The following is a 23,341-nucleotide window of genomic DNA, read 5'->3' as shown; positions in this document are numbered from 1 at the left end:
AAATTTTCCTTGGGAACTTTCCTTTCGATTTGCTATCTTTAAGTTTCGAAGTGAAACTTGATGCACCATGTCAAAGCGCAACACCCAGCAACGCCGGCACCAGATCATGGCCCTCCTGAACGAAGCGGGAGAGGCCAGCGTGGAACAGCTTGCACGGAAATTCGAAACTTCCGAGGTTACGATTCGCAAGGACCTCACCACCATGGAGGGCCACGGCCTGTTGCTGCGCCGCCATGGCGGCGCCATCCCGGTGCCACGGGAGCTGGTGGTGGAAGAGGCCCCCTCCGAGGTCAAGCGGGCCATCGGCCGCGCCGCGGCCGGATTGATACCGGATCACCACCGTATCGTGATTGATTACGGCCGCACTACCGCGGCGATGATTCCCGAGCTCGACCACCGGCGCGGCCTGGTAGTCATGACCAACTCCCTGCATGTGGCCAACGCGCTGCGGGAGCTGGAGAACGAGCCCACCCTGCTGATGACCGGGGGGACCTGGGACCCGCATTTCGAGGCGTTCCAGGGGCGCGTGGCGGAACAGGTCCTGCGCGGCTACGACTTCGACCAGGCCTTTATCGGCGCCGACGGCATAGACCTGGAGCGTGGTACCTGCACATTCAATGAGCAGATCGGCCTCTCCCGGGTAATGGCGGAGGTGGCCCGCGAGGTGGTGGTCCTGGCCGAGTCCAGCAAGGTGGGGCGACGGATTCCCAACCAGGAACTGCCCTGGGACCAGGTGAATACCCTGGTGACTGATGCCGGGCTGGGTGATGGGGCGCGCACCGCGCTGGAACGGCTCGGGGTGCGGGTGGTGTGTGCCGAAGTGGGCACTCACGCCTGAGGCAAGTGAGAGTTTGTGGCCGGTTTACCTGGGGTAGATGGGTCGGTAAAGAATCGAAACTGAGGTTTTCCTATGTGTGGCATTGTCGGCGCGCTGGCCCAGCGCAATGTGAACGAAATCCTGCTGGAGGGGCTGCGGCGGCTGGAGTACCGGGGCTACGACTCCGCCGGTGTCTGCCTGGTGGATGGCGGGCAGCAACTGCAGCTGCGCAAGAGCGAGGGCAAGGTTGCGGAACTCGAGGCGCGGCTGGCGGCACAGCCGGCGACGGGTCGGCTGGGCATTGCCCATACCCGCTGGGCCACCCACGGAGTGCCCTCAGACCTCAACTCCCATCCGCACGTGTCTGGTGATATCGCCCTGGTCCACAACGGCATCATCGAGAACTACCGCGACCTGCGGGCCCGCCTGCAGGGCCTGGGCTATGAGTTTGCCTCCGATACCGATACCGAGGTGGTGGTGCACCTGGTCCACTCCCTGGCCAGCGAGGGCCTGGGCCTGCTGGAGGCTGTGACCGCCGCCACCCGTGAGCTCGAGGGTGCCTATGCCCTGGGGGTGATCAGTGCCCGGGAACCACAGACCCTGGTCTGCGCGCGTGCCGGAAGTCCCCTGGTGATCGGTGTGGGCATCGAGGAAAACTTTATCGCCTCCGATCCCATGGCCCTGCGCCAGGTCACCGACCGCTTCGTATTCCTGGAGGAAGGCGATGTGGCCCAGGTGACACTCGATGGTATTGCCATTTTCGATCGCGCCGGCCAGGAAGTGAGCCGCCCGGTGCAGAAACTCGACGGTGGCCACGATGTGGCGGACAAGGGGCGCTATCGCCACTTTATGCAGAAGGAAATCTTCGAGCAGCCGGAAGTCGTGCGGGCCACCCTCGCCGGCCGCATCGGCAGCGAGTCGGTGCTGGCCGAGGCACTGGGGACCCGCGCCAACGAAATCCTGCCGGAGGTAAAACAGGTGCAGATTGTCGCCTGTGGCACCAGCTACCACGCCGGGCTGGTGGCGCGCTACTGGCTGGAAGACTGGGCCGGTATTCCCTGCGCGGTGGAGGTGGCCAGCGAGATCCGTTACCGCCGCACCGCGGTGCGTCCCGGCACCCTGTTTGTCACCATTTCCCAGTCCGGTGAGACCGCCGACACCCTGGCGGCACTGCGCCAGGCGAAGGAGCTGGGTTACCTGGCCTCGATGACCATCTGCAATGTGCCCAACAGTTCGCTGGTACGGGAATCGGAGCTGTCGCTGATGACCGAGGCAGGGCCGGAGATCGGCGTGGCCTCTACCAAGGCGTTCACCACCCAGCTGGTGGCCCTGCAGCTGTTCTGTATCGCGCTGGCCAAGGTCAACGGCCTGTCTGCCGGGCGCGAGGCCGAACTGGTGCAGGCCCTGCACCAGCTGCCGGGCCTGATGGAGGAATTCACCGGCCTCGACAAGCTGGTGCAGGCCACCAGCGAGGCCTTCGCGGAAAAACACCACACCCTGTTCCTGGGCCGCGGGGTCGAATACCCGATCGCCCTCGAGGGCGCGCTGAAGCTCAAGGAAATTTCCTATATCCACGCCGAGGCCTACCCCGCCGGTGAGCTGAAGCACGGGCCGCTGGCGCTGGTGGATGGCGACATGCCGGTAGTGGTGGTGGCACCCAACGACGAGCTGCTGGAAAAACTCAAGTCCAACCTGCAGGAAGTGCGCGCCCGCGGCGGCGAGCTTTTTGTGTTTGCCAGCCCCAATGCGGGCTTTACCAGCGAACCGGGTGTCACTGTGGTGGAAGTACCCGATGCCCCGGACAGCCTGGCGCCGATCCTGTACACGGTGCCATTGCAGTTGCTCTCCTACCACGTGGCCCTGCTCAAGGGCACCGATGTGGACCAGCCGCGCAACCTGGCCAAGTCTGTGACGGTGGAGTAACCGGCCGCCCGATAATATTGTCCCCGGGACCTGCATGGCGGGTTCCGGGGGCAGTGGCGATCCCGTCGAGCCCCCGCCATTCCCGCCGCCCTTCTATACTTTCACCTCTCCGGTAACTTGTGGCGCCGTCGCCGGTCTGCAGTGCATTGACGCCGGCTTATGTGCCCGTGCGGGGCGTTCTGCCCGGCGAAAACAGGCTATCACCACTTCCCCTGCAGGTCCCAAGACCAACCGTATGCATTACGTTGTCCTGTCCCTGGTGTTGCTGGCTGCCGTGGCGCTGAGCGGAATCATCGTCCGCCTGAGCCCCGTGCGCGTGCCGCTGCCGCTGGTACAGATTGCCATCGGTGTGCTGCTTGCCGGTGTCGCCGGCGTGCGGATTCCCCTGGACCCGGAAATCTTCTTCCTCCTGTTTATCCCCCCGCTACTGTTCCTGGACGGCTGGCGCATCCCCAAGGGTACCTTCTTCGGTGAACTGCGGCCGATACTGACGCTTGCAGTGGGGCTGGTGCTGTTCACAGTGGTGGGCGTAGGCCTGTTTATCCACTGGTTGATTCCGTCAATACCCCTGGCGGTGGCTTTTGCCGTAGCCGCCATTCTCGCGCCCACCGACGCGGTGGCGCTGGTCGCGGTACGGGGAAGTACCCCCCTGCCGCCGCGCCTGAGGCATATCCTCGAAGGTGAGGCTTTACTCAATGACGCCTCCGGACTGGATGTTTTCCGCTTTGCCGTGGCGGCGGTGGTCACCGGCAGTTTTTCGTTGACCGGGACCGCGGTGGGCTTTATTGGCATGGTGGTGGCCGGTGTCGCCACGGGTGCCGGAATTGCATTCGCCTGTGGCTATGCACTGCGCTGGCTGGGCCGCCTGGGTGGCGAGGATACCGGCGTGCAGATCCTGGTGAGCCTGCTCGTGCCTTTTGCCGCCTACCTGGCATCGGAACAACTTGGCGGTTCAGGGATCCTGGCTGCGGCGAGCGCCGGTATCGCGACCCATTACGTGAGCCTGTACGGCCCGGAGCTGGCCGCCACGCGTATGGCGCGCGGCGCGGTGTGGGATACGCTGCAGGCCATACTCAACGGGATAATCTTTATCCTGCTGGGTGAACAGCTGGTGCGAGTGGTGACCGATGACCTGGACGGGGCACGCCACAGTGCCATCGTCGATAACTGGGTCCTGCTGGGCTATGTCGCGGCCATCGCCACCATGCTTCTGCTATTGCGTTTCACCTGGGTCTGGGCCTCTATCTACCTGTCGCGCATTCACCGCGAGATCCGTAATGCGCGCGAGCGCCTGTTACTGGTAGCGATTACCGCGGTTGCGGGTGTACGTGGTGCTGTGACGCTGGCGGGGGTGTTGTCGCTGCCACTGCTGTTGCCGGACGGTGCTCCGTTTCCGGGCAGGCAGCTGGCGATTGTGCTGGCCATGGGAGTGATCCTGCTTTCCCTGCTGCTGGCAAGTGTCGCCCTGCCCCCACTGGTACGGCGGTTACCGCGGGTGCGCGAGCAGCCGACGACTGGCGATGAGCGGATGGCGCGCGTGGCAGCGACCCGGGCGGCCATTGCCAGCCTGGAATCAGTGCGCGCATCCCTGGGTGCAGACGGGGAAGGCACCGCCCTGCAAGCAGTGGACAAGTTGCTCGAACACTACCGGCGCCGGTTGCAAGCGGGAGGCCGGGCCGGAAACAGGCGGGACCGTGCACTGGCCAATCACAAGCGCGAGTACCACCTGGCAGCACTGTCGGCGGAACGGGAACAGCTGTATCGCCTGCGTATTGAAGGAAAGATCGACGATGATCTCCATCGCCAGCTGGTACTGGAAGTGGACCTGCTGGAGGCGAGCCTCACCATCAGCAAGTAACAACACCTGCCACCCCGGCAATGTGTAGCCGGGCGAAGTCAGCTGAGGATGTCGCCCGGTGGGTCCCAACTGTGACTTGCGACTGGCGTCGACCCATGTGTTCGGGATCCGGCGTTACAACCCCGGTGCGGTGCTCAAGCCACACCGGGACCGCGGCAGGACCCAGGTGGCCAGTGTGATCATCAATGTCGACCAGGAGGTGGACCAGCCGTGGCCACTACTGATCGAGGACCACAATTGCCGCAGGTACCACCTGCTGCTGGCACTTGGGGAGATACTGTTCTAAGAGGGGGCGCGACTGTCCCGCGGGGCGCCCCCTGCCGCTCGAGAGAGAGATTCAGCAATATCTTTGTGCACTACCGCCTGCGTGGCGGCAACTGAGGGATCACATACCGGCCTTCGGCTTGGAAGCAGTTTCGTCGCGGTCCCAGTGGTGGTCCAGGTGCAGGTCGCGGTCGCGGCGGTCCTCGCGCAGGGCCTGCAGCAGCTGTTCGCGGTAGATTTTGGTCTGCGCAATATGCTGCGATTCGTCGCGCCAGTAGGGGAACAGCGACTCCAGCATACGCTGGTCGTGCTGCTTGAACTTGCGTGCCGCGCGCCGTGCCTGCAGCGGGCTCAGGCCCAGCAACTCCAGGGCTTTTTCGCCAATCGACAGGGCCGAGTCCACGGTTTCGCGGAAAATATACTTAACCCCGGCTTCCATCAGTGCATAGTGATGCATGCGGTTGCGCGCCCGCGCCAGGATGGTCAGGTGCGGGAAATGCTTCTGCAGCTGGGTGACGATCTCCAGTGACGCGGCCTGGTCGCTGAGCGTCAGGATTACTACCCGCGCGTTTTTGGCGCCGGCCGCACGCAGCAGGTCCTCGCGCGAGGCATCGCCGTAATAGGCCTTGATGCCATAGCGGCGTACCATGTCCAGTTGCGCGGCATTGCGCTCCAGCAGCGTGGTTTCAAAACCGCAGGCATTCAGCAGTCGCCCGGCGATCTGGCCGAAGCGGCCATAGCCGACGATGATCACCGGGGAGCCCTCATCCTGTGGGGCCGCCTCTTCCGACTCGCGCCCACTGTCGCTGCCCCCGCTATAGCGTGGCTGTATCCACTTTTCATAAATCAGCAGCAGCACCGGCGTCATAGCCATGGACAGGGCGATCAGGGCAATCAGCAGGTTGCCGGTCACACTGTCGAGCACACGGTTCTGGGCCGCGAAGGACACCAGCACAAAGCCGAATTCCCCCGCCTGCGCCAGCGACAGGGCAAACAGCCAGTCCTCGCCGCGGGACATGCCGGTCACCCTGGCCAGCAGAAACAGCACCGCGAACTTGACCGCTACCAGCAGGGCCAGCAGGCCCAGCAGCAGCAGCGGGTACTCCGCCACCAGGTTGAAATTCAGGTTGGCGCCCACGGCGATAAAGAACAGCCCCAGTAACAGGCCCTTGAAGGGCTCGATATCCGCCTCCAGTTCGTGGCGGAACTCACTCTCCGCCAGGATCACCCCGGCCAGGAAAGTGCCCAGTGCCGGTGACAGTTCCAGCCAGCTCATCACCGCCGCCGAGGCCATGACAATCAGCAGCGAGGTAACGGTAAACATTTCCCGCAGCTGGCTGCCGGCGACCAGTCGCAGCAGCGGCCCCAGCACATAGCGGCCCACCAGGCCGAAGGCCACCATGGTGCCGATTACCGCGGCGCCGTAACGCCAGCCCGACAGGCCGTCCTGGTCCGGCTCCGGGGGGCTGCCCGACAGCAGCGGCAGCAGTGCCAGGATCGGGATCACCGCCAGGTCCTGCAGCAGCAGTACCGCGAAGGCGCCGCGCCCACCCTCGGTGCGCAGCAGTTTTTTCTCGGTCAGCGACTGCAGCACGATGGCGGTGGAGGACAGGCCCAGGATCAGGCCGATGGCCAGCGCCGCGCGCCAGCTCTCCTCGTACATCAGCATTGCGATCAGGGCCACCGCCACGGCGGTCAGTGCCAGCTGGGCGCTGCCGGTGCCGAAGATGGCCCCGCGCATCTGCCACAGCTTGCGCGGCTGCAGTTCCAGGCCGATCAGGAATAGCATCAGCGCCACACCGAACTCGGCGATATGCAGCTCCTCGGTGGTATCGCCCACCAGGCCCAGGGCATGGGGACCGATGGCGACACCGGCCAGCAGGTAACCGAGCACCGAGCCCAGCCCCAGCCGCGTGGCCAGCGGCACCGCGACCACTGCAGCTGCCAGGTAGATGACTGCCTGTACGAGAAATCCGCCGTGTTCCATGGAAATGATTCTGTATTGTCGTTATCGGGAGTCGGGTCAGGTATCCGCGGCCGCCATCGCCTCGGGTTCGCGGATACCGCGGCTGCGCCGGATCAGCGGCGCAATGGTGGAACCCTGCACCACAATGGAAAAGACTACCACGCCGTAGGTCATCACCACCCACAGGTGGCGCAGGTCCTCTCCCTGCACCAGCAGGTGGCCGGCGGGGATGGACATCGCCAGGGCCAGCGCCAGCCCGCCCCGCAGGCCGCCCCAGATCAGAATGCGCTCGCTGTACGGGTGGTAACGGCGGAAGCGTTTCAGCACCGTGAACGGTACAGTGACCGCCGCCACCCGGGCCAGCAGCACGATGACAATCGCCGCCCCCATCAGCATGAATTCGAACGGGCCCAGGTCGATGGTGATCAGGAACAGCCCCACCAGCAGGAACAGAATACCGTTGAGGAATTCCTCGGTGATGTTCCAGAAGTTGTCCAGCTCGTGCTGGCTCACCCGGGAAAACCCGCGCTCGCGGGTGAAGTTGCCGATGATGATACCGCTCACCACCATGGTCAGGGCACCGGAGACGCCGACGATATTGGCGAAGGCAAAGCCGGCGGTGGGGATACACAGGGTCAGCAGCAGTTCCAGGCTGTGGTCATTGGTGGCGCAGATCAGCCAGTGGAACAGCCCGCCAATGAAGAGCCCCATGGCGATCCCGCCAAACGCCTCCATCACGAACAGTTCTGATACGGCGGCAACAGTGGGCTCACCACCCTCGAATGCCACGGCAAAGATCACCGTGAACAGCACGATGCCAAAGCCGTCATTGAACAGCGACTCCCCTTCCACCTGGATGGAGACTTGCTCCGGGGCATGCAGGCTCTTGATGATCGCCAGTACCGCGATGGGATCGGTGGGTGAGATCAGGGCGCCGAACAGCAGGCAGTAGACGAAGGCCACCTGCATACCCAGCATCGGCAACAGCCAGTACAGGAGGCCCGCAACCACAAAAGTGGAGATGAGTGTGCCCACGATTGCCAGCATGGCGATCTCGACGCGCTGGTTGCGCAGCGCCAGCAGGTCGATATGCAGGCTGCCGGCGAACAGCAGGAACCCCAGCACGCCCTTGAGCAGCAGATCTTCCAGGTTCAGCAGGGGCAGCAACTGGTCGGCCCAGTCCCGCAGGTCCAGCACTCCCAGTTTGCCCAGCCCGATCACCGCCAGCGACAGGGCCAGCGCACCGGCAGTGATCGCGATGGTGCTCTGCGCGCGCAGCACATACTGGTTGAGGAACCCCAGGAATACCGACACCGCGGCCAGGAAACAAAAGGTGTAATAGACTTCCATGCCGCCGGGGCTCTCCACTGCCTGCAGGTACTGGTTGCGGGAAAAGGGCATTGCCGCACGCGAGAGCGCGCGGCGGCCGGGCGTTGCCTGGCCGGGAATCAACCAGCCAGGGTGCCGTTATTGTAGTCCCGCAGCGCCTGCTCGATTTCCTCGCGGCTGTTCATCACGAACGGGCCGTAATGCACCACGGGCTCCTCGAGCGGGCGGCCATGCAGGCACAGCAGGCCGGCGCCCTGCCCATCGGCGCGCAATTGTAGCGACTCACCGGCACCGTACAACAACAAGTTGCCGCGACCGACCCGGCCCCGCTCGGTGAGCAGCGCACCCCGGTAGACAAAAACCAGCACGCTGTGGTCCTGTGGCAGCGGCAGGTCGGCCTCCGCATCCGCCGCCAGGCGGGCATCCGCCACGGCAGCGTCGGCGGCGGCCTCGGTCAGCGGCGCCTCCATAGCCTCGCCATTGATGGTCCAGCGGCCGGCGACCAGGCGGATGGAGGAGCCACTGTCGTCCAGTGCCAGTTCCGGCATTTCCGTCGCCTGGATATCGCGCCAGGTGGGCGCACCCATCTTGTCGGCGGCGGCCATGTTGATCCACAGCTGGAAGCCGTGCATGCCGGTGTCGCCACCCTCCGGTTGCGCGGGCATTTCCGAGTGGATGATGCCGCGCCCGGCGCGCATCCACTGGGCGCCGCCGGAGGACACCGCGCCGCGATTGCCCAGGTGGTCCTGGTGCTCGAACTCGCCGTGCAGCATATAGGTGAGGGTCTCGATCCCACGATGCGGGTGGGGCGGGAAACCGGCGATATAGTCGTCCTGGTTCTCCGAGCGTATTTCGTCCAGCATCAGGAATGGGCTGAAATCGGGGCTCTCGAAGCCCGCCACCCGCTGGATTTTCACGCCCGCGCCATCTGCGGATGCCTGGCTGGCAACGCCGCGGACCAGTGGCCGGGCTCCGGGGCGAAGTTCGAATGTGCTCATGGGCACCTCCTGTGGGATCTGGTTGCCAGTGATGATCGTCGCAGTATAAGCCGATGAATTCGGATAAAAATGGCAAATAATCGCGCGTTGTGTTCGAATTATTCGTCAGAAACCCGGGTCCAACAGCGCCGCTACCCGATGGTCGCGAGGCCCCGGGCCCGATCATCAAGTGTGGGCGCGGCGCCGGCTGCCGCGCCCCGGCAAGGAAGAAGTGGCAGATGGCCAAGGTAACCCTCGAACAGTGGCGCATGTTCCAGGCCGTGGTGGAGCACGGCGGTTTTTCCCAGGCGGCCCAGGCCGTCCACAAGAGCCAGTCATCCATCAACCACGCTGTGCACAAACTGCAGGAGAGCCTCGGGGTCGACCTGCTGCAGGTGCGCGGGCGCAAGGCCGAGCTCACCGATGCCGGGCGCATCCTGCTGGCGCGCGCCGGCGGGCTCCTTAACGAGGCCGAGGCGCTGGAGGCAGTGGCCGGCAGCCTGGCCAGCGGCGAGGAAGCCGTGCTGACCCTCGCAGTGGATGTGATCTTTGATTACGACTGCCTGTTCAGCGCCATCGAGCAGGCTGCCAGTCGCTTTCCCCATACCCGCCTGGAGTTGCGCGAGACGGTGTTGTCCGGCGCCGAAGAGCTACTGCTGCAACAGGAGGCGGATTTTATTCTCTCGGGCCGGGTGCCGCAGGGCTTCGTGGGAGAGCCGGTTTCACGGGTGCGGTTTATTCCCGTGGCCCACCCGGACCATCCCCTGCACCACCTGGGCCGGCCGGTGGCGCGCAAGGACCTGAAAGCCTCCCGCCAGGTGGTATTGCGCGACTCCGCCGTGCGCAACCGGCAGGATTCCGGCTGGCTGGGTTCCGACCAGCGCATCACCGTCAGCAACGTGCAGACCTCGATCGAGCTGATCGAGCGGGGCCTGGGTTTTGCCTGGCTGCCGGAAACCCGCCTGCGTGAATCGTTGCTGGCGGACCGGATGCTGCCGCTCACCATGGAGGAGCCCTGGGAGCGCGAGGTCACCGTCTACCTGGTCTACGCCGACAGTGACAAAACCGGCCCGGCGGCGGCGTTCCTGATCCAGGCTCTGCGTAACGGTCTGGCGCCGCTGGACTGATTTCTTAAAATTTCGAACGATTCCCGCGATTTTTTGCGGTTTTCTTCTTGATTCTTGGAACTAGACTGAAGGCAGTAACGGGCAACCTGCAACGCCCGTAATAACTGCCAGGAAAAGAGAGGAAGACCGATGACCAACCCGATTCTCTGTGACAGCGCCAAGCTGGTGGGCCGGGTGCTGATGTCGTGGATGTTTATTGTCGCCGGCTGGAGCAAGATCGGCGGCTATGAAGGGACCCAGGCGTATATGGAGTCCGCCGGTGTGCCCGGAGCACTCCTGCCCCTGGTAATCCTGGCGGAGCTCGGCGGCGGCCTGGCCATCCTGTTCGGCTTCCTGACCCGCTGGGCCGCACTGGGCCTGGCCCTGTTCTGTTTCGCCAGTGCGCTGCTGTTTCACTACGTCCCGGGCGACCAGGCACAGATGATCTCCTTTATGAAGAACATCACCATCGCCGGCGGCTTCATCATCCTGTCCTGCGCCGGTGCCGGGCGCTTCAGCGTGGACCATATATTCAGCCGCACCCGCAGCTGAGCCCGGCGGCTGCCGGGTTCTTTCCCCACCGGGCCGGGCGCTGTTGTGCCCGGCCCGGCAGGGCTTTGCCCTTAACATACGCTAACCGATAAAGACCCGTTTCAGGAGGCGACCATGGGATTGCTGGTCAACGGCCAGTGGCAGGACCGCTGGTATGACACCGACAAGAGCGAGGGCGAGTTCGTGCGCGAGCAGGCCCAGCTACGCAACTGGATCACCGTCGATGGCAGTGCCGGCCCCAGTGGCGAGGGGGGCTTCAAGGCGGAGCCGGGGCGCTACCACCTGTACGTATCCCTCGCCTGCCCCTGGGCGCACCGGACCCTGATCTTCCGCAAACTCAAGGGGCTCGAGGACCTGATCGATGTATCCGTAGTGAGTCCTTACATGCATGAGCACGGCTGGACCTTCAAGCAAGACGAGGGCAGCAGTGGCGACAGGCTCTACGGTGCCGACTACCTGCACCAGCTGTACACGCGCAACCGCGCCGACTACAGCGGCCGGGTTACCGTGCCCCTGCTGTGGGACAAACAGCGCGAGTGTGTGGTGAGCAATGAGTCGGCGGAAATCATCCGCATGTTCAACAGTGCATTCGACGAAATCACCGGTAACCGGGACGATTTCTACCCTGCGGAACTGCGCGGTGATATAGACGCCACCAACGATATTGTCTACGAAAATGTAAACAACGGCGTCTATCGTGCGGGCTTCGCCACGACGCAGGAAGCTTACGAAAAAGCCTACGACCCCCTCTTCAGTACCCTCGACCAGCTGGAGCAGCGGCTCGCCAATAACCGCTACCTGTGTGGCGAGCGCATCACCGAGGCGGACTGGCGCCTGTTCACCACCCTGGTGCGGTTTGACCCGGTTTACCACGGGCATTTCAAGTGCAACAAGCAGCGCCTGGCGGATTATCCGAATCTCTGGGGTTACGTGCGCGAGCTCTACCAGTGGCCCGGGGTGGCGGGGACGGTGGACTTTCACCATATCAAGACCCACTACTACGCCAGCCACGACACCATCAACCCCACGGGTATCGTGCCCAAGGGGCCGGAACTGGATTATTCGGCGCCGCACGGGCGCGGCTAGGCAGCGCACCCCCGGCGGGCCGGCGCCTATTGCCGGGCGAGCATGATCCTGCGAATCGCCGTGAAGCGTTGCTGCGCCTCCTGCGCCTCGCCCTCCAGTCGCTGGAAGCGAAAATCGAATTCACCCACCTGGCTGGCGGCGGGGCGCTGTTGCAGGGCGCGCCGGGTGGCGCGGACTTCCTGGTGCAGCTGGTTGAGGCTGGGGCCGAAGCAGTAGCGCGCGATCACCCGGCGCGGCTGTTCGCTGTAGCGGTCGATAAAGTCCTGCAACAGTGTGCGGGCGCGGGCGTTGTCCGGGTCTCGGGCCAGGGATGAGCAACCTGCCTGCAGTTGCCGTCGGTCGCCGGCCGACAGCAGTTGCCCGAAGGCGCGTGCAGCGCCCGAGGGATCCTCCAGCACGGCGACCAGTTTTTCCTCCAGTTGCCGCTGCTCTTCCAGCAGGGCCCGCTGGGCATCCACCCGGGCCTGGGGCACCCCGCCCTCCTGTGGTGATTTCTCTTCCGTAGCCTGGCTGGCAGCGGTTCCCGTGGCGCAGGAAATAACGGCGGCAAGGAGCCAGCGGTTCAGGGTCTTTGGCAACATGTCATCCTCCATGACTTTTGACTGTTGATTGGTTCAAATACAGCGACTCTGCAGACGCCAGCATATTGCAAACGGGAGGAAGATAAATTGAACAGTTACCGCCGCGAACTGTGGTTTGATACAAAAAAACGCACGGAATTCATTAACATCACGCCGCAGGTAGAGCAGTCACTGCAGGAGAGCGGTATCCGTGAGGGACTGTGTCTGGTCAATGCCATGCACATCAGCGCCTCGGTGTTTATCAACGACGACGAGCCCGGGCTGCACCGGGACTTTACCCGCTTCCTGGATCAGCTGGTGCCCTACGGCCCCATCGACCAGTACCGCCACAACGACACCGGTGAGGACAATGCCGACTCCCATATCAAGCGCCAGTTGTTTGGCCGCGAAGTGGTGGTGGCGGTGACCGGGGGTGAGCTGGACTTCGGTCCCTGGGAACAGATCTTCTACGGCGAGTTCGACGGCCGCCGGCGCAAGCGGGTGCTGGTAAAGATCATCGGCAAGTAGCCTTCGCCAGCCGCGCCGCTTCCTATACTCCAGCCCATGATCAGGAGAAACCAGGAGCGATCATGAAGCTTTACTATTCACCCGGCGCCTGTTCGCTGGCGCCGCATATCGTCGCTTGCGAGGCGGGTATCGACCTGGACCTGTGCCGGGTGGACCTGCGCAAGAAGAAGACTGAGGACGGTGATGACTTCCGCGATATCAACCCCAAGGGCTATGTGCCGGCCCTGCGCATCGATGATGGTGAGGTCCTGACCGAGGTCCCGGCCGTGGTGCAGTACCTGGCCGACCAGGCGCCGGACGCCGGGCTGGCGCCCCCCGCCGGCAGCCGTGAGCGCTACCACATGCAGGAATGGCTCAACTTTATTTCCACTGAAGTGCACAAGAGCTTTGTGCCGCTGTTCTGGAACGGCACTGATGCGGAAAAAGAGTCGGCGCGGGAGAAAATCCACCAGCGCTTCGACTTTATCGAGGACAAGCTGGGGCCGGACTACCTGATGGGCGAAAGCTTTACTGCCGCCGACGCCTACCTGTTCACCATCGCCAGCTGGCTCGAGCGCCAGCATATCGACACCGAATCCTGGCCGCGCCTGCAGGCCTACCAGGAGCGGGTGCGCAACCGTCCCGGTGTCCGTCGGGCCCTGCGTGAAGAGGGCCTGCTGGGCAACTGAGCCGTGTTGCCGGGTCAGCCGGCCGCGAAACGCCTGGGGGGCGGTTGCCGGACCTCGATTGGCTGCCGTGCCCGGGCCACGAACAGGGCCAGCAGCATTGCACTGATTGCGCAGCCGAACATGGTGCCGGCAATCGGCACCAGGGTGCCGGTGTGGAGCCCGTTGACGATGCCGCCCAGCACCCCGCCACTGATAAACAGGCTGGCGCCATAGAAGGCGTTGGCACTGCCGCTGATACGGGGGAAGAACTCCAGGTAGCAGGCCGCTGCGTTGGGCCCGGTGATGCCGATACAGGACATGGTCAGCACCAGCGGTACCATCCACAGGGACAGCTCGCGGATACCGGTCAGTGTGCCCAGAAACAGCAGGCCGCAGCCGAGGATCTGCAGGCCAATCCCCGCCAGCAGGATGCGCCGTGGCTCGAAGAAATTCAGCAGGCGGATATTCACCTGCACCATCACGATCAACCCCACCACGCAGCTGCCAAAGAACAGCGGGAAGCGGCTGGAAGGCACGCCGAAATACTCCATGAACACAAACGGCGCGGTGGTGATGTAGATAAACATGGAGCCACTGACGAAGGCCTGGGCGCCCAGGAAGCCCAGCGCCCGGCGATTGCGCAACACCTCCAGGTAGTTGCGCGCCAGCATGCGCTTGGGCGCCAGGCTGCGGCGGGCGCGGGTAAAGCGTGACACGGTTTCCGGCAGCAGCAGGCGCACCAGGATCATCATCGCGCCGCCATAGGCCAGCAGGAACACGAAGATGCCGCGCCAGCCGCCGGCCTCCAGCAGGGCGGAACCGATCACAGGTGCCATCAGTGGCGCCACCAGCATCATGGTGCTGATCATCGAGATCACCCTGGCTGCCGCCCGGCCGCTGTACAGGTCGCGCACGATTGCGGCACAGATCACCGTGGCAAAGCCGCCGCCAAAGGCCTGCAGCAACCGCAGGCCGATCAGCTGCTGTACGTTGGTGACGAACAGGATCAGCAGGGTGCAGCCGAGGTAGATGGTGAGGCCGATGGTGCCGACCGTGCGCCGCCCCCAGCGGTCGGAAAGGGGCCCGCCGGTCAGCTGTCCCAGCGCGAACCCCAGCAGGAAGCTGGAGACGGAGTGTTGCACCTGTGCCACCCCGCTGCCCAGGGAGTCGGCCATGGCCGGGATTGCCGGCAGGTAGGTGTCCAGGGAAAACGGTGTCAGCGCCACCAGCGCCGCCAGCCACAGGGCGAGCGAACGGGACGGCGCCGACTCCTCCCCGGCGGGAGTTGGATGCATAAGGTTCTCGGCACGCCGGTGGCGTCGAAGTCGGTTCAGGTGAAGGGCAGTCGCGGTTTGCGGCGCCCCGGGCCGTCAGGGCCGGGCGCATGTTAGCGGCGCGGGGGCGTCACGGCCAGCGCAGTGGTCGCCAGCGGCTCAGCGCTGGTCCTCGCGCAGGGTGTACAGCCCCTTTTTCAGCTTCAGCAGGTGCTCCTGCAGCTGGGGTCCCTTGCGCTGGGCCACGCCGATGGCGAGCACATCGATCACCACCAGGTGGGCGATGCGCGAGGACAGCGGGGTATAGATCTCGATATCCTCCTCCACGTCCACTTCCAGCGGGATGGTGGAGCGCTGGGCTACCGGCGAGCCACTGGGCGCCAGACCGATGACGGTGCCGCCCTGCTCTTTCACCATTTCCATGGAGTGCAGCAGCGCCTTGGTACGGCCGCTCTGGGAGATGGCCACCACCACGTCACCGGGCTCCATCGACATGGCCGACATGTTCTGCATGTGGTGGTCGGAGTGGGCCGCGGTGGCCAGCTGCAGGCGGAAGAACTTGTGCTGGGCGTCACTGGCCACGGCGCCCGAGGCGCCGAAACCGAAGAACTCCACACGCTTGGCGGCGGCGATGGCGGAGACGGCCGCCTCCAGCGCCCGTGCGTCGATCTTGTCGCGCACGTTGAGCAGGGTGTCCACGGTGGAGTCGAACACCTTGCGCTTGTACTCGGCGATGGTGTCGGTCTCGGTGACCGCGATCTGGCCGAAACTGGGGCTGGAGGCCAGTTGCTGCGCCAGGTTGAGCTTGAACTCCTGGAAACCTGAGCAACCCACGGCGCGGCAGAAGCGCACCACGGTAGGCTCGCTCACCTGGGCCTCGGTAGCCAGGTCCACGATGCGCATATGGATGATCTCATCCGGGTTGGCGAGGATATACTCCGCCACCTTGCGCTCGGACTTGCGCATGGAGGACAGCTGTTCGCTGATTTTCTGCGTGACTTCCGCCGGCTTCACGGGACTTCCTTCCTTATTACAGACGCGCAGTTTAGCGGTTGCCCACGGCTGTGGCGAGCGATTGCAGGGCCCGGGCTGTTTCGTTCAGCGCCGGCACCCTGTCCCGGCTTCGGGACTGACCAAAAACCTGTTTATTTACACAGGGTTCCGGCGCCAGCTCTGGTACAATCCCGCTCCATGGACGTATCCCAGATTCTAGACCCCCTGAACGACGCCCAGCGCGAGGCGGTGGCGGCACCGCCCTGCAACCAGCTGGTACTGGCCGGCGCTGGCTCCGGCAAAACCCGCGTGCTGGTGCACCGCATCGCCTGGCTGATGCAGGTGGAGGGGGCCTCGCCCTACTCCATACTCGCCGTGACCTTCACCAACAAGGCGGCCCGCGAAATGCGCGCGCGCATCGAGGAACTGCTGGGGGTCAACACCTTCGGCATGTGGGTGGGCACCTTCCACGGCCTGGCCCACCGGCTGCTCAAGGCCCACTACAAAGAGGCCAACCTGCCGCAGAACTTCCAGATCCTGGATTCCGATGACCAGCTGCGCCTGATCAAGCGGGTGCAGAACGACCTGGGGCTGGACGAGGCCAAGTGGCCGCCGCGGGAGACCCAGTGGTGGATAGGCGGCCAGAAGGACGAGGGATTGCGCCCGCAGTACATCCAGGCCGGCGGCGACCCCTGGCTGCAGACCATGGTGCGCATCTACTTCGCCTACGAGGAAGCCTGCCAGCGCGGCGGCCTGGTGGATTTCGGTGAACTGCTGTTGCGGGCCCACGAACTGTGGCTGAACAACGACGGCGTACTGGCCCATTACCGCCAGCGCTTTCCCCATATCCTGGTGGACGAATTCCAGGACACCAACACCATCCAGTACGCCTGGCTGCGCCTGCTGGCCGGCGACCAGTGCCACATTACCGCGGTGGGGGATGACGACCAGTCGATCTACGGCTGGCGCGGCGCCAAGATCGAGAATATCCAGCATTTCGCCAGTGACATGCGCGATGTGCAGACCGTACGCCTGGAGCAGAACTACCGCTCCACCAGCACCATCCTCAAGGCCGCCAACGCGGTGATCGAGCACAACGCCGGCCGCCTGGGCAAGGAGCTGTGGACCCGGGGCGAGGAAGGCGAGCCCATCTCCCTCTACTCTGCCTACAACGAGCAGGACGAGGCGCGCTTTATTGTCGAGCGCATCGAGCAGTGGGTGCGCGATGGCAACCCGCGCGACTCCGTCGCCATCCTGTACCGTTCCAATGCCCAGTCGCGGGTACTGGAAGAGGCCCTGTTGCGGGAAGGGGTGCCCTACCGCATTTACGGCGGCCAGCGCTTCTACGAGCGCCTGGAGATCAAGAACGCGCTGTCTTACATGCGCATGATCAGCAACCCCCACGATGACACCGCCTTCGAGCGTGTGGTGAATACCCCCACCCGCGGCATCGGCGCGCGCAGTGTCGACGCCGTGCGCGGTTTCGCTCGCGAGCACGGTTGCTCCCTGTGGGCGGCGGCGCAGCAGATGGTGGCCCAGCGGGTGCTGGCGGCGCGCGCGTCCAATGCCCTGCAGGGCTTCCTGGAGCTGGTCAACCGGCTGGCAGCCGATGCGGTGGACCGGGAGCTGGATGCCATCGCCGAGGACGTGATCGAGACCAGTGGCCTGCTGGAATTCCATGGCAAGGAAAAGGGCGAGAAGGGCCAGACCCGGGTGGAAAACCTCAAGGAGCTGGTCAGCGCCTGCCGGAGCTTCGACGGCATCGAGGTGCCGCCGGACGAGTCCGGGGTCGAGGTGGAGGAGCCCTCCCTGCTCGACCAGTTCCTCGACAGCGCCGCGCTGGATGCCGGCGAGGGCCAGGCGGACGAGTTCGAGGAAGCGGTGCAGCTGATGACCCTGCACTCGGCCAAGGGGCTGGAGTTCCCGCTGGTGTTCATGGCCGGGGTGGAGGAAAACCTGTTCCCGCACAAGATGTCGGCGCAGGAGCCGGGGCGCATGGAGGAGGAGCGGCGGCTCTGTTACGTGGGCATTACCCGCGCGATGCAGAAGCTCTATATCACCTACGCCGAGAACCGGCGCCTGTTCGGCAGCGAGACCTTCAACAGCCCGTCGCGCTTTATCGGCGAGATACCGCCGGAACTGGTGCACGAGGTGCGCCTCAAGACCGAGATCTCGCGCCCCCTGTTCAACCCGGATTATGGCAAGGTGGGACGCTTCTCCGACCCGGCGCCGGATTTCGACGACGACCTGCCGCCGCTGGCCCTGGGTGGCCGGGTGGAGCATCCCAAGTTCGGTGAGGGCACCGTGGTGCAGTTCGAGGGCAGCGGCCCGCGGGCCCGGGTGCAGGTCAATTTTGACGATGCCGGCAGCAAGTGGCTGGTGGTAGCGATGGCCAAGCTGCAGCCGTTGTAGTTTCGGGAGCCGGCCCGCTATCCCGGCGCGGGCCGGGATTTGACAGCAGCACCGGGTGACTCTTGCACGTAACTTTGCCAGTATCCCCACTGGCGAAGATCGAAAACCCGACAATAAAAAACATGAAAAAAATTAACTGGTATCCCCCCGTCATCCTCGGCCTGTTGGCCCTGCTGGTCATTACCTTCGGCGCGCTGGTGGTCTCCCGCTCGGAACAGGGCCCGGCCCGGCAGTTCACCGAGGACGGCAGTCGCGAGACTTTCGAGTGGAAGCTTGTCACCACCTGGCCGAAGAACTTTCCCGGCCTCGGCAGTGCGCCGGAGCGCTTTGCCCGCACGGTGGAGGCGATGTCCGACGGGCGTCTGAAGATCAAGGTATACGGTGCCGGGGAGCTGGTGCCGGCGATGGGGGTATTCGGTGCGGTGTCCGAGGGCGCTGCCCAGGTGGGCCACGGCGCGGCCTATTACTGGAAGGGCAAGGTGCCGGCGGCACAGTTCTTTACCGCCGTGCCCTTCGGCCTCAATGCCCAGGAGATGAACGGCTGGCTGCACTACGGCGGCGGCCGCGAACTGTGGGAAGAACTCTATGCGCCGTTTGACCTGATCCCCATGGCCGGGGGTTCCACCGGCGTGCAGATGGCGGGCTGGTTCAACAAGGAGATCAACTCGGTAGAGGACCTGCAGGGCCTCAAGATGCGTATCCCGGGCCTCGGGGGCGAGGTACTGAACCGGGCCGGTGGTACCGCCGTCACCATTCCCGGCGGCGAGCTTTACACAGCCCTGCAGACCGGCGTCATCGATGCCACCGAATGGGTCGGCCCCTACAATGACCTGGCCTTCGGTTTCCACCAGATCGCCGAGTACTACTACTACCCCGGCTGGCACGAGCCCGGCTCGATCCTCGAGATCATCGTCAACAAGACCGCGTTCCAGAAGCTGCCGAAAGACCTGCAGGCAATCGTGCGCGTGGCCGCCCGCGACGCCAACCAGGATATGCTCGATGAGTACACCGCGCGCAACAACCGCGCGTTACAGGAACTGGTGAAGGAGCACGGTGTGCAACTGCGGCGCCTGCCGGACGAGGTGCTGGCGCACCTGAAGAAGGTAAACCGGCAAATCCTGGAGGAGACCGCAGCCGAGGACCCCCAGTTCGCGCGGGTCTACGAGGCCTTCAAGGAATTCAGGGACGATGTGATCCCCTATCATCGCATCAGCGAAGAGGCTTATTACCAGACCAGAGCCATTAGCGCGGATTAAAAAAACGGGGCCCTGTGGCCCCGTTTTTTGATTACCGTAATGAATCAGTAATCATAAGCACCTGCAGATGTTTCAGGCTTTATGCCTTCTGCTCTATCGGCCACCATTACCTCGGTAGTCAACATCAGGCCGGCGATGGAGCCCGCATTCTGCAGCGCTGAGCGGGTGACCTTGGCCGGGTCGATGATGCCGAATTCCAGCATGTCGCCGTAGTCTGCGGTCTGGGCGTTGTAACCGAAATTGGGGTTATCGTGCGCACGCACATTGTTCAGCACCACGCTGCCGTCCACGCCTGCGTTGGCAACGATCTGACGGAAAGGTTCTTCCATCGCCCGCAGCGCGATATTGATCCCCACTTGCTGGTCGTGGTTGGCGCCTTTGATCCCGCTTTTACGCAGGCTGTCGGCAACGCGCACCAGCGTCAGGCCACCACCGGGTACAATGCCCTCTTCCACCGCCGCGCGGGTTGCATGGAAGGCGTCGTCCACCAGGTCCTTCTTCTCTTTCATTTCCACTTCGGTAGCGGCACCGACCTTGATCACGGCAACGCCGCCGGCCAGCTTTGCTACGCGCTCCTGCAGCTTTTCCCGGTCGTAATCGGAAGTGGATGCCTCGATCTCAGCACGGATCTGTTTTACCCGGCCATCGATGGCAGCTTTGTCCCCGGCACCATCCACAACCACGGTGTTGTCCTTGCTGATCACGATGCGCTTGGCGCTTCCCAGCTGTTCCAGCTGCGCTTTTTCCAGGGTGAGCCCGACCTCCTCGGAGATCACCCTGGCGCCGGTGAGGGTGGCGATGTCTTCCAGCATCGCTTTGCGGCGATCGCCAAAGCCGGGCGCCTTGACCGCTGCCACCTTGATGATGCCCCGCAGGCTGTTGACTACCAGTGTGGCCAGCGCCTCGCCCTCGATATCCTCGGCGATCACTACCAGTGGTCGACCGGCCTTGGCAACGGATTCCAGTAGCGGTAGCAGGTCGCGGATATTGCTGATTTTCTTGTCGAACAGCAGGATGAAGGGGTTATCGAGTTCCGCCTGCATCTTTTCCTGGTTGGTCACGAAGTAAGGGGAGAGGTAGCCGCGATCAAACTGCATGCCCTCCACTACTTCCAGCTCGTTGTGCAGCGACTTGCCTTCCTCAACGGTGATTACGCCGTCGCGGCCCACTTTCTCCATGGCCTCAGCAATAATCCTGCCGATGTCCTCGTTCCAGTTGGCGGACACTGTGCCCACCTGGCCGATGGACTTGGTGTCGTCGCAGGGTTTGGAGAGTTTGGCGAGTTCCTCTACCGCAGCCTTCACGGCCGTATCGATGCCGCGTTTCAGGTCCATCGGATTCATACCCGCGGCGATGGACTTGTGCCCCTCTCGCAGCAGCGCGTGGGCCAGTACCGTGGCGGTGGTGGTGCCGTCGCCGGCGACATCTGCGGTCTTGGACGCAACTTCTTTGACCATCTGTGCGCCCATGTTCTGGAACTTGTCCTTGAGTTCGATCTCCTTCGCCACGGAAACGCCGTCTTTGGTCACTCGCGGCGCGCCAAAACTTTTGCTCAGTACCACGTTGCGGCCTTTTGGGCCGAGTGTGGCTTTGACGGCATTTGCCAGGATATTTACGCCGGTCAGCATGCGCTCGCGGGCGTCATCGGAAAACTTTACGGCCTTCGCACTCATGCGGCTTTCTCCTGCTGTTGGGTCGGTTCAACGATGGCGAGGATGTCGGACTCCTTGACGATAAGGTAGGTCTCGCCGTCGTGTTTGATTTCACTGCCGGCGTACTGGCCAAACAGCACCCGGTCACCCACCTTGACGGCCAGCGCGCGCAATTCACCGTTATCCAGCGGCGCACCATTGCCGATGGCAATAACCTCGCCCTGGGTGGGCTTTTCTGCGGCTTTGTCTGGAATGATGATGCCGCTGGCGGTCGTGGTTTCCGCGGCGAGGCGTTTGACAACCACCCGGTCGTAGAGCGGTTTGATACTCATCGGATTTCCTCCCAATAAGCATGTGCAATTCAATGGTTGAAGATTCGAAGTCCTGGGACGCTGACCATCCCCCGACAGCGGCAAAATAGGAGCGCGAGGGGCATTTTCAAGAGGGACGCGCGGCGGATTTTCTATAATTTTTTATTATATAAAAACGGCTTTTAACAATTGAAAGCGCAGAAATCTGGCTTATAGTTTTCAGTAGGGCAATAGGATTCACGGGAGGTGGGACCATGTCGCTGCGGAACCAGCCCGACTTTGAGAGAACGCTGGCGGACTATTTCCGCAACCGGTTGGAAGAGTGCGGCCGCGAACTGGAGCCCCTGCCCCAGGAGGACACGCTCTGGTATATGGGCAGCATGCTAGCCCGTTTCGGTGACAGCGATGAGCTGTTCACCTACGACCGGGGGGAGCTGGGCATCCGCCCGCTGGCACTTCTCTACAAGGACGCCCACGAGGCGGCGAGTGACTGGGAGCGCTGCCAGATACTGCGACAGTTGGGGGACCTGGCGCTGTTCCTCGGCGGGCTCTTCCCGGATAACTACGCCCGGCGCGGCATCCGGCAGGACTACTTCATCGGCATGGGCGGTGGCGCTTACGACTACCTGGCAGACAATGCGCGCGACAACCGGCACGTGTTCTCTGAACTCGCCGCTATGTTCGGCCGCTTGCTGGAACTGGTGGCGCGGGCATGCGCCAAGGAGCATCCCTACGACGCCCACGATGTGCTTGAGCTATATCAGCGCTGGCGGCGCAGCGGCGACCCGCGGCTGGCCAGGGAACTGGGCCGGCTGGGAGTCGTGCTGCCCGAAGCGGAGGGCCGCCACTGACGGCGGCCGCGCCGGAAACAGGTCAGAGGGGCAGCGGACGGGTATTACCGCGGTCATCGATCGCCACGAACACGAACTCGCCCTCGGTGACTTTCACTTGTTCCCCGGAATCCACCCGCGTCAGCCAGACTTCCACCATGCAGCGGATAGAGGAGCGACCCACTTCCAGTGGTTCGGCGTAACAGCTGACGGTGGAGCCGACAGGCACCGGGCGCAGGAACACCATATTGCCGGTAGCCACCGTGGTCACGCGGCCGCGGGCGATACTCTGGGCGAGGATGGCACCGGCCAGGTCCATCTGTGACATCAGCCAGCCGGCAAAAACGTCTCCCTGCGGGTTGGTGTCCCGCGGCATGGCCAGGGTCTGCAGGGTCAGGGTGCCGGTGGGTTGCGGCTCTTCATCAAGTGCGGACATCGGGTACTCGCGAATTGTTAGATTTATTGGGCCCCGCCCATGGGCGCGGCGGCGCATTATAGCACACAGTGCATAGATTTTAGCCAGTCGCGCTGGCGGGAAAACCCGCCTCGCCGGCCCTGCCTGACCGGTGGCCGCAGTGGCCGCTGCTTGCCCGGCGCCCCGCGGGCACCTAGAATCCGTTCCCATGCATCGTCTAGCCGTGATTTTCCTGCTGCTGTTGTTCAGCGCCCAGAGCCTCGCCGTCGCGGGGGGGCATGACTGTGGCGAGATGCACGGTATGGGCAACCCCGCCGGTGGGGCCGACATGGCGATGGACATGCACCACGATATGCCCTGTTGTGAAGACGATGCCTCCGAAGCCGCCGCCGATGCCTGGCAATGCCAGCTGAGCTGCGAGGCCGGTGCCTGCGCCGCGCCGCTGGCACTCGTGTCCTCGGACCATCCCCTGGACTTCTCCCCCGACCGTCCGCCGGCCCGCACCGAATGTGTGGACCGCCCGCTGACGCCCTCTGCAAGCCTGTTCCGGCCCCCCATCGCCGGCTGATGACCCGTTAACCGGTG

Annotated in this window: 22 protein-coding genes; 13 read left to right on the top strand and 9 right to left on the bottom strand. The window is 63.9% G+C overall.

From position 1 onward, the window contains the following. Positions 1-67: 67 nt before the first annotated feature. The 4 genes from LVE68_RS10625 (at position 68) to LVE68_RS10610 (ending at position 4,884) form a co-directional block, all read left to right on the top strand. A complete protein-coding gene (locus tag LVE68_RS10625) occupies positions 68-838 on the top strand; it encodes a DeoR/GlpR family DNA-binding transcription regulator (protein WP_232940295.1) in 771 nt (256 codons plus the stop codon). A 72-nt stretch (positions 839-910) separates the two neighbouring features. Further along, on the top strand, positions 911-2,740 hold the full coding sequence (glmS, locus tag LVE68_RS10620; RefSeq protein WP_232940294.1) for a glutamine--fructose-6-phosphate transaminase (isomerizing): 1,830 nt from the start codon (positions 911-913) through the stop codon (positions 2,738-2,740). A gap of 235 nt (positions 2,741-2,975) precedes the next feature. Next, positions 2,976-4,598, top strand: coding sequence for a Na+/H+ antiporter (locus LVE68_RS10615; protein ID WP_232940293.1), 1,623 nt, complete (start codon positions 2,976-2,978; stop codon positions 4,596-4,598). A 58-nt stretch (positions 4,599-4,656) separates the two neighbouring features. After that, positions 4,657-4,884 carry a hypothetical protein gene (locus tag LVE68_RS10610; protein ID WP_232940292.1) on the top strand — a complete coding sequence of 76 codons (228 nt, stop codon included), beginning with the start codon at positions 4,657-4,659 and terminating at the stop codon, positions 4,882-4,884. Positions 4,885-4,983: 99 nt separating this feature from the next. Here the strand turns inward: LVE68_RS10610 and LVE68_RS10605 are convergent, their stop codons facing one another. From LVE68_RS10605 to LVE68_RS10595, 3 genes are read right to left on the bottom strand one after another with little or no spacing between them, the layout of a single operon-like run. Continuing rightward, positions 4,984-6,849 (bottom strand): monovalent cation:proton antiporter-2 (CPA2) family protein, encoded by a 1,866-nt coding sequence (locus LVE68_RS10605; protein WP_232940291.1) that lies wholly within the window; start codon positions 6,847-6,849, stop codon positions 4,984-4,986. Positions 6,850-6,885: 36 nt separating this feature from the next. Next, complete coding sequence (locus LVE68_RS10600; RefSeq protein WP_232940290.1) at positions 6,886-8,229, bottom strand: cation:proton antiporter; 1,344 nt, start codon at positions 8,227-8,229, stop codon at positions 6,886-6,888. A gap of 47 nt (positions 8,230-8,276) precedes the next feature. Further along, complete coding sequence (locus LVE68_RS10595; RefSeq protein ID WP_232940289.1) at positions 8,277-9,155, bottom strand: pirin family protein; 879 nt, start codon at positions 9,153-9,155, stop codon at positions 8,277-8,279. 218 nt (positions 9,156-9,373) lie between these two features. On the opposite strand from LVE68_RS10595, the gene LVE68_RS10590 reads away from it, so the two are divergent. The 3 genes from LVE68_RS10590 (at position 9,374) to LVE68_RS10580 (ending at position 11,878) form a co-directional block, all read left to right on the top strand. Further along, on the top strand, positions 9,374-10,261 hold the full coding sequence (locus LVE68_RS10590) for a LysR family transcriptional regulator (RefSeq protein ID WP_232940288.1): 888 nt from the start codon (positions 9,374-9,376) through the stop codon (positions 10,259-10,261). A 129-nt stretch (positions 10,262-10,390) separates the two neighbouring features. Next, positions 10,391-10,792 (top strand): DoxX family protein, encoded by a 402-nt coding sequence (locus LVE68_RS10585; RefSeq protein ID WP_232940286.1) that lies wholly within the window; start codon positions 10,391-10,393, stop codon positions 10,790-10,792. Positions 10,793-10,906: 114 nt separating this feature from the next. After that, positions 10,907-11,878, top strand: a complete 972-nt coding sequence (locus LVE68_RS10580; RefSeq protein ID WP_232940284.1) for a glutathione S-transferase family protein — start codon at positions 10,907-10,909, stop codon at positions 11,876-11,878. 26 nt (positions 11,879-11,904) lie between these two features. Here the strand turns inward: LVE68_RS10580 and LVE68_RS10575 are convergent, their stop codons facing one another. Beyond that, a complete protein-coding gene (locus tag LVE68_RS10575) occupies positions 11,905-12,459 on the bottom strand; it encodes a hypothetical protein (protein WP_232940282.1) in 555 nt (184 codons plus the stop codon). A gap of 87 nt (positions 12,460-12,546) precedes the next feature. On the opposite strand from LVE68_RS10575, the gene LVE68_RS10570 reads away from it, so the two are divergent. Both LVE68_RS10570 and gstA read left to right on the top strand, forming a co-directional pair. Beyond that, positions 12,547-12,966: a secondary thiamine-phosphate synthase enzyme YjbQ gene (locus LVE68_RS10570; protein ID WP_232940280.1), complete on the top strand. Its 420-nt coding sequence runs from the start codon at positions 12,547-12,549 to the stop codon at positions 12,964-12,966. A 62-nt stretch (positions 12,967-13,028) separates the two neighbouring features. Next, complete coding sequence (gstA, locus tag LVE68_RS10565; RefSeq protein WP_232940278.1) at positions 13,029-13,634, top strand: glutathione transferase GstA; 606 nt, start codon at positions 13,029-13,031, stop codon at positions 13,632-13,634. Positions 13,635-13,648: 14 nt separating this feature from the next. Here the strand turns inward: gstA and LVE68_RS10560 are convergent, their stop codons facing one another. After that, entirely contained in the window at positions 13,649-14,908 is a 1,260-nt protein-coding gene (locus LVE68_RS10560; protein ID WP_232940277.1) for a multidrug effflux MFS transporter, read from the bottom strand. Positions 14,909-15,046: 138 nt separating this feature from the next. Next, on the bottom strand, positions 15,047-15,901 hold the full coding sequence (hexR, locus tag LVE68_RS10555) for a transcriptional regulator HexR (protein WP_232940276.1): 855 nt from the start codon (positions 15,899-15,901) through the stop codon (positions 15,047-15,049). Positions 15,902-16,078: 177 nt separating this feature from the next. Here hexR and uvrD point away from each other — a divergent pair, with 177 nt between their 5' ends. Beyond that, complete coding sequence (uvrD, locus tag LVE68_RS10550) at positions 16,079-18,292, top strand: DNA helicase II (protein ID WP_232940275.1); 2,214 nt, start codon at positions 16,079-16,081, stop codon at positions 18,290-18,292. 122 nt (positions 18,293-18,414) lie between these two features. Continuing rightward, a complete protein-coding gene (locus tag LVE68_RS10545; protein ID WP_232940274.1) occupies positions 18,415-19,548 on the top strand; it encodes a TRAP transporter substrate-binding protein in 1,134 nt (377 codons plus the stop codon). 44 nt (positions 19,549-19,592) lie between these two features. Here LVE68_RS10545 and groL read toward each other — a convergent pair whose 3' ends face one another. Together groL and groES are read right to left on the bottom strand one after the other, a co-directional pair. Next, positions 19,593-21,221: a chaperonin GroEL gene (gene groL, locus LVE68_RS10540; RefSeq protein WP_232940273.1), complete on the bottom strand. Its 1,629-nt coding sequence runs from the start codon at positions 21,219-21,221 to the stop codon at positions 19,593-19,595. Continuing rightward, positions 21,218-21,532, bottom strand: a complete 315-nt coding sequence (groES, locus tag LVE68_RS10535) for a co-chaperone GroES (protein WP_232940272.1) — start codon at positions 21,530-21,532, stop codon at positions 21,218-21,220. Before groES ends, groL begins: the two co-directional genes overlap by 4 nt. 233 nt (positions 21,533-21,765) lie before the next feature. Here groES and LVE68_RS10530 point away from each other — a divergent pair, with 233 nt between their 5' ends. Next, positions 21,766-22,362 carry a hypothetical protein gene (locus tag LVE68_RS10530; protein ID WP_232940271.1) on the top strand — a complete coding sequence of 199 codons (597 nt, stop codon included), beginning with the start codon at positions 21,766-21,768 and terminating at the stop codon, positions 22,360-22,362. A 22-nt stretch (positions 22,363-22,384) separates the two neighbouring features. On the opposite strand, the gene LVE68_RS10525 is transcribed toward LVE68_RS10530, so the two are convergent. Then, positions 22,385-22,777, bottom strand: a complete 393-nt coding sequence (locus LVE68_RS10525) for an acyl-CoA thioesterase (protein ID WP_091513887.1) — start codon at positions 22,775-22,777, stop codon at positions 22,385-22,387. A 187-nt stretch (positions 22,778-22,964) separates the two neighbouring features. Here LVE68_RS10525 and LVE68_RS10520 point away from each other — a divergent pair, with 187 nt between their 5' ends. Continuing rightward, on the top strand, positions 22,965-23,324 hold the full coding sequence (locus LVE68_RS10520; protein WP_232940270.1) for a hypothetical protein: 360 nt from the start codon (positions 22,965-22,967) through the stop codon (positions 23,322-23,324). Positions 23,325-23,341 lie beyond the last annotated feature (17 nt).

Origin of the sequence: Microbulbifer sp. YPW16, assembly GCF_021290385.1 — a bacterium.
Taxonomy (GTDB): domain Bacteria; phylum Pseudomonadota; class Gammaproteobacteria; order Pseudomonadales; family Cellvibrionaceae; genus Microbulbifer; species Microbulbifer zhoushanensis.
The sequence above is the reverse complement of the archived record's forward strand: the minus strand, read 5'-3'. Positions and strand labels throughout refer to the sequence as shown.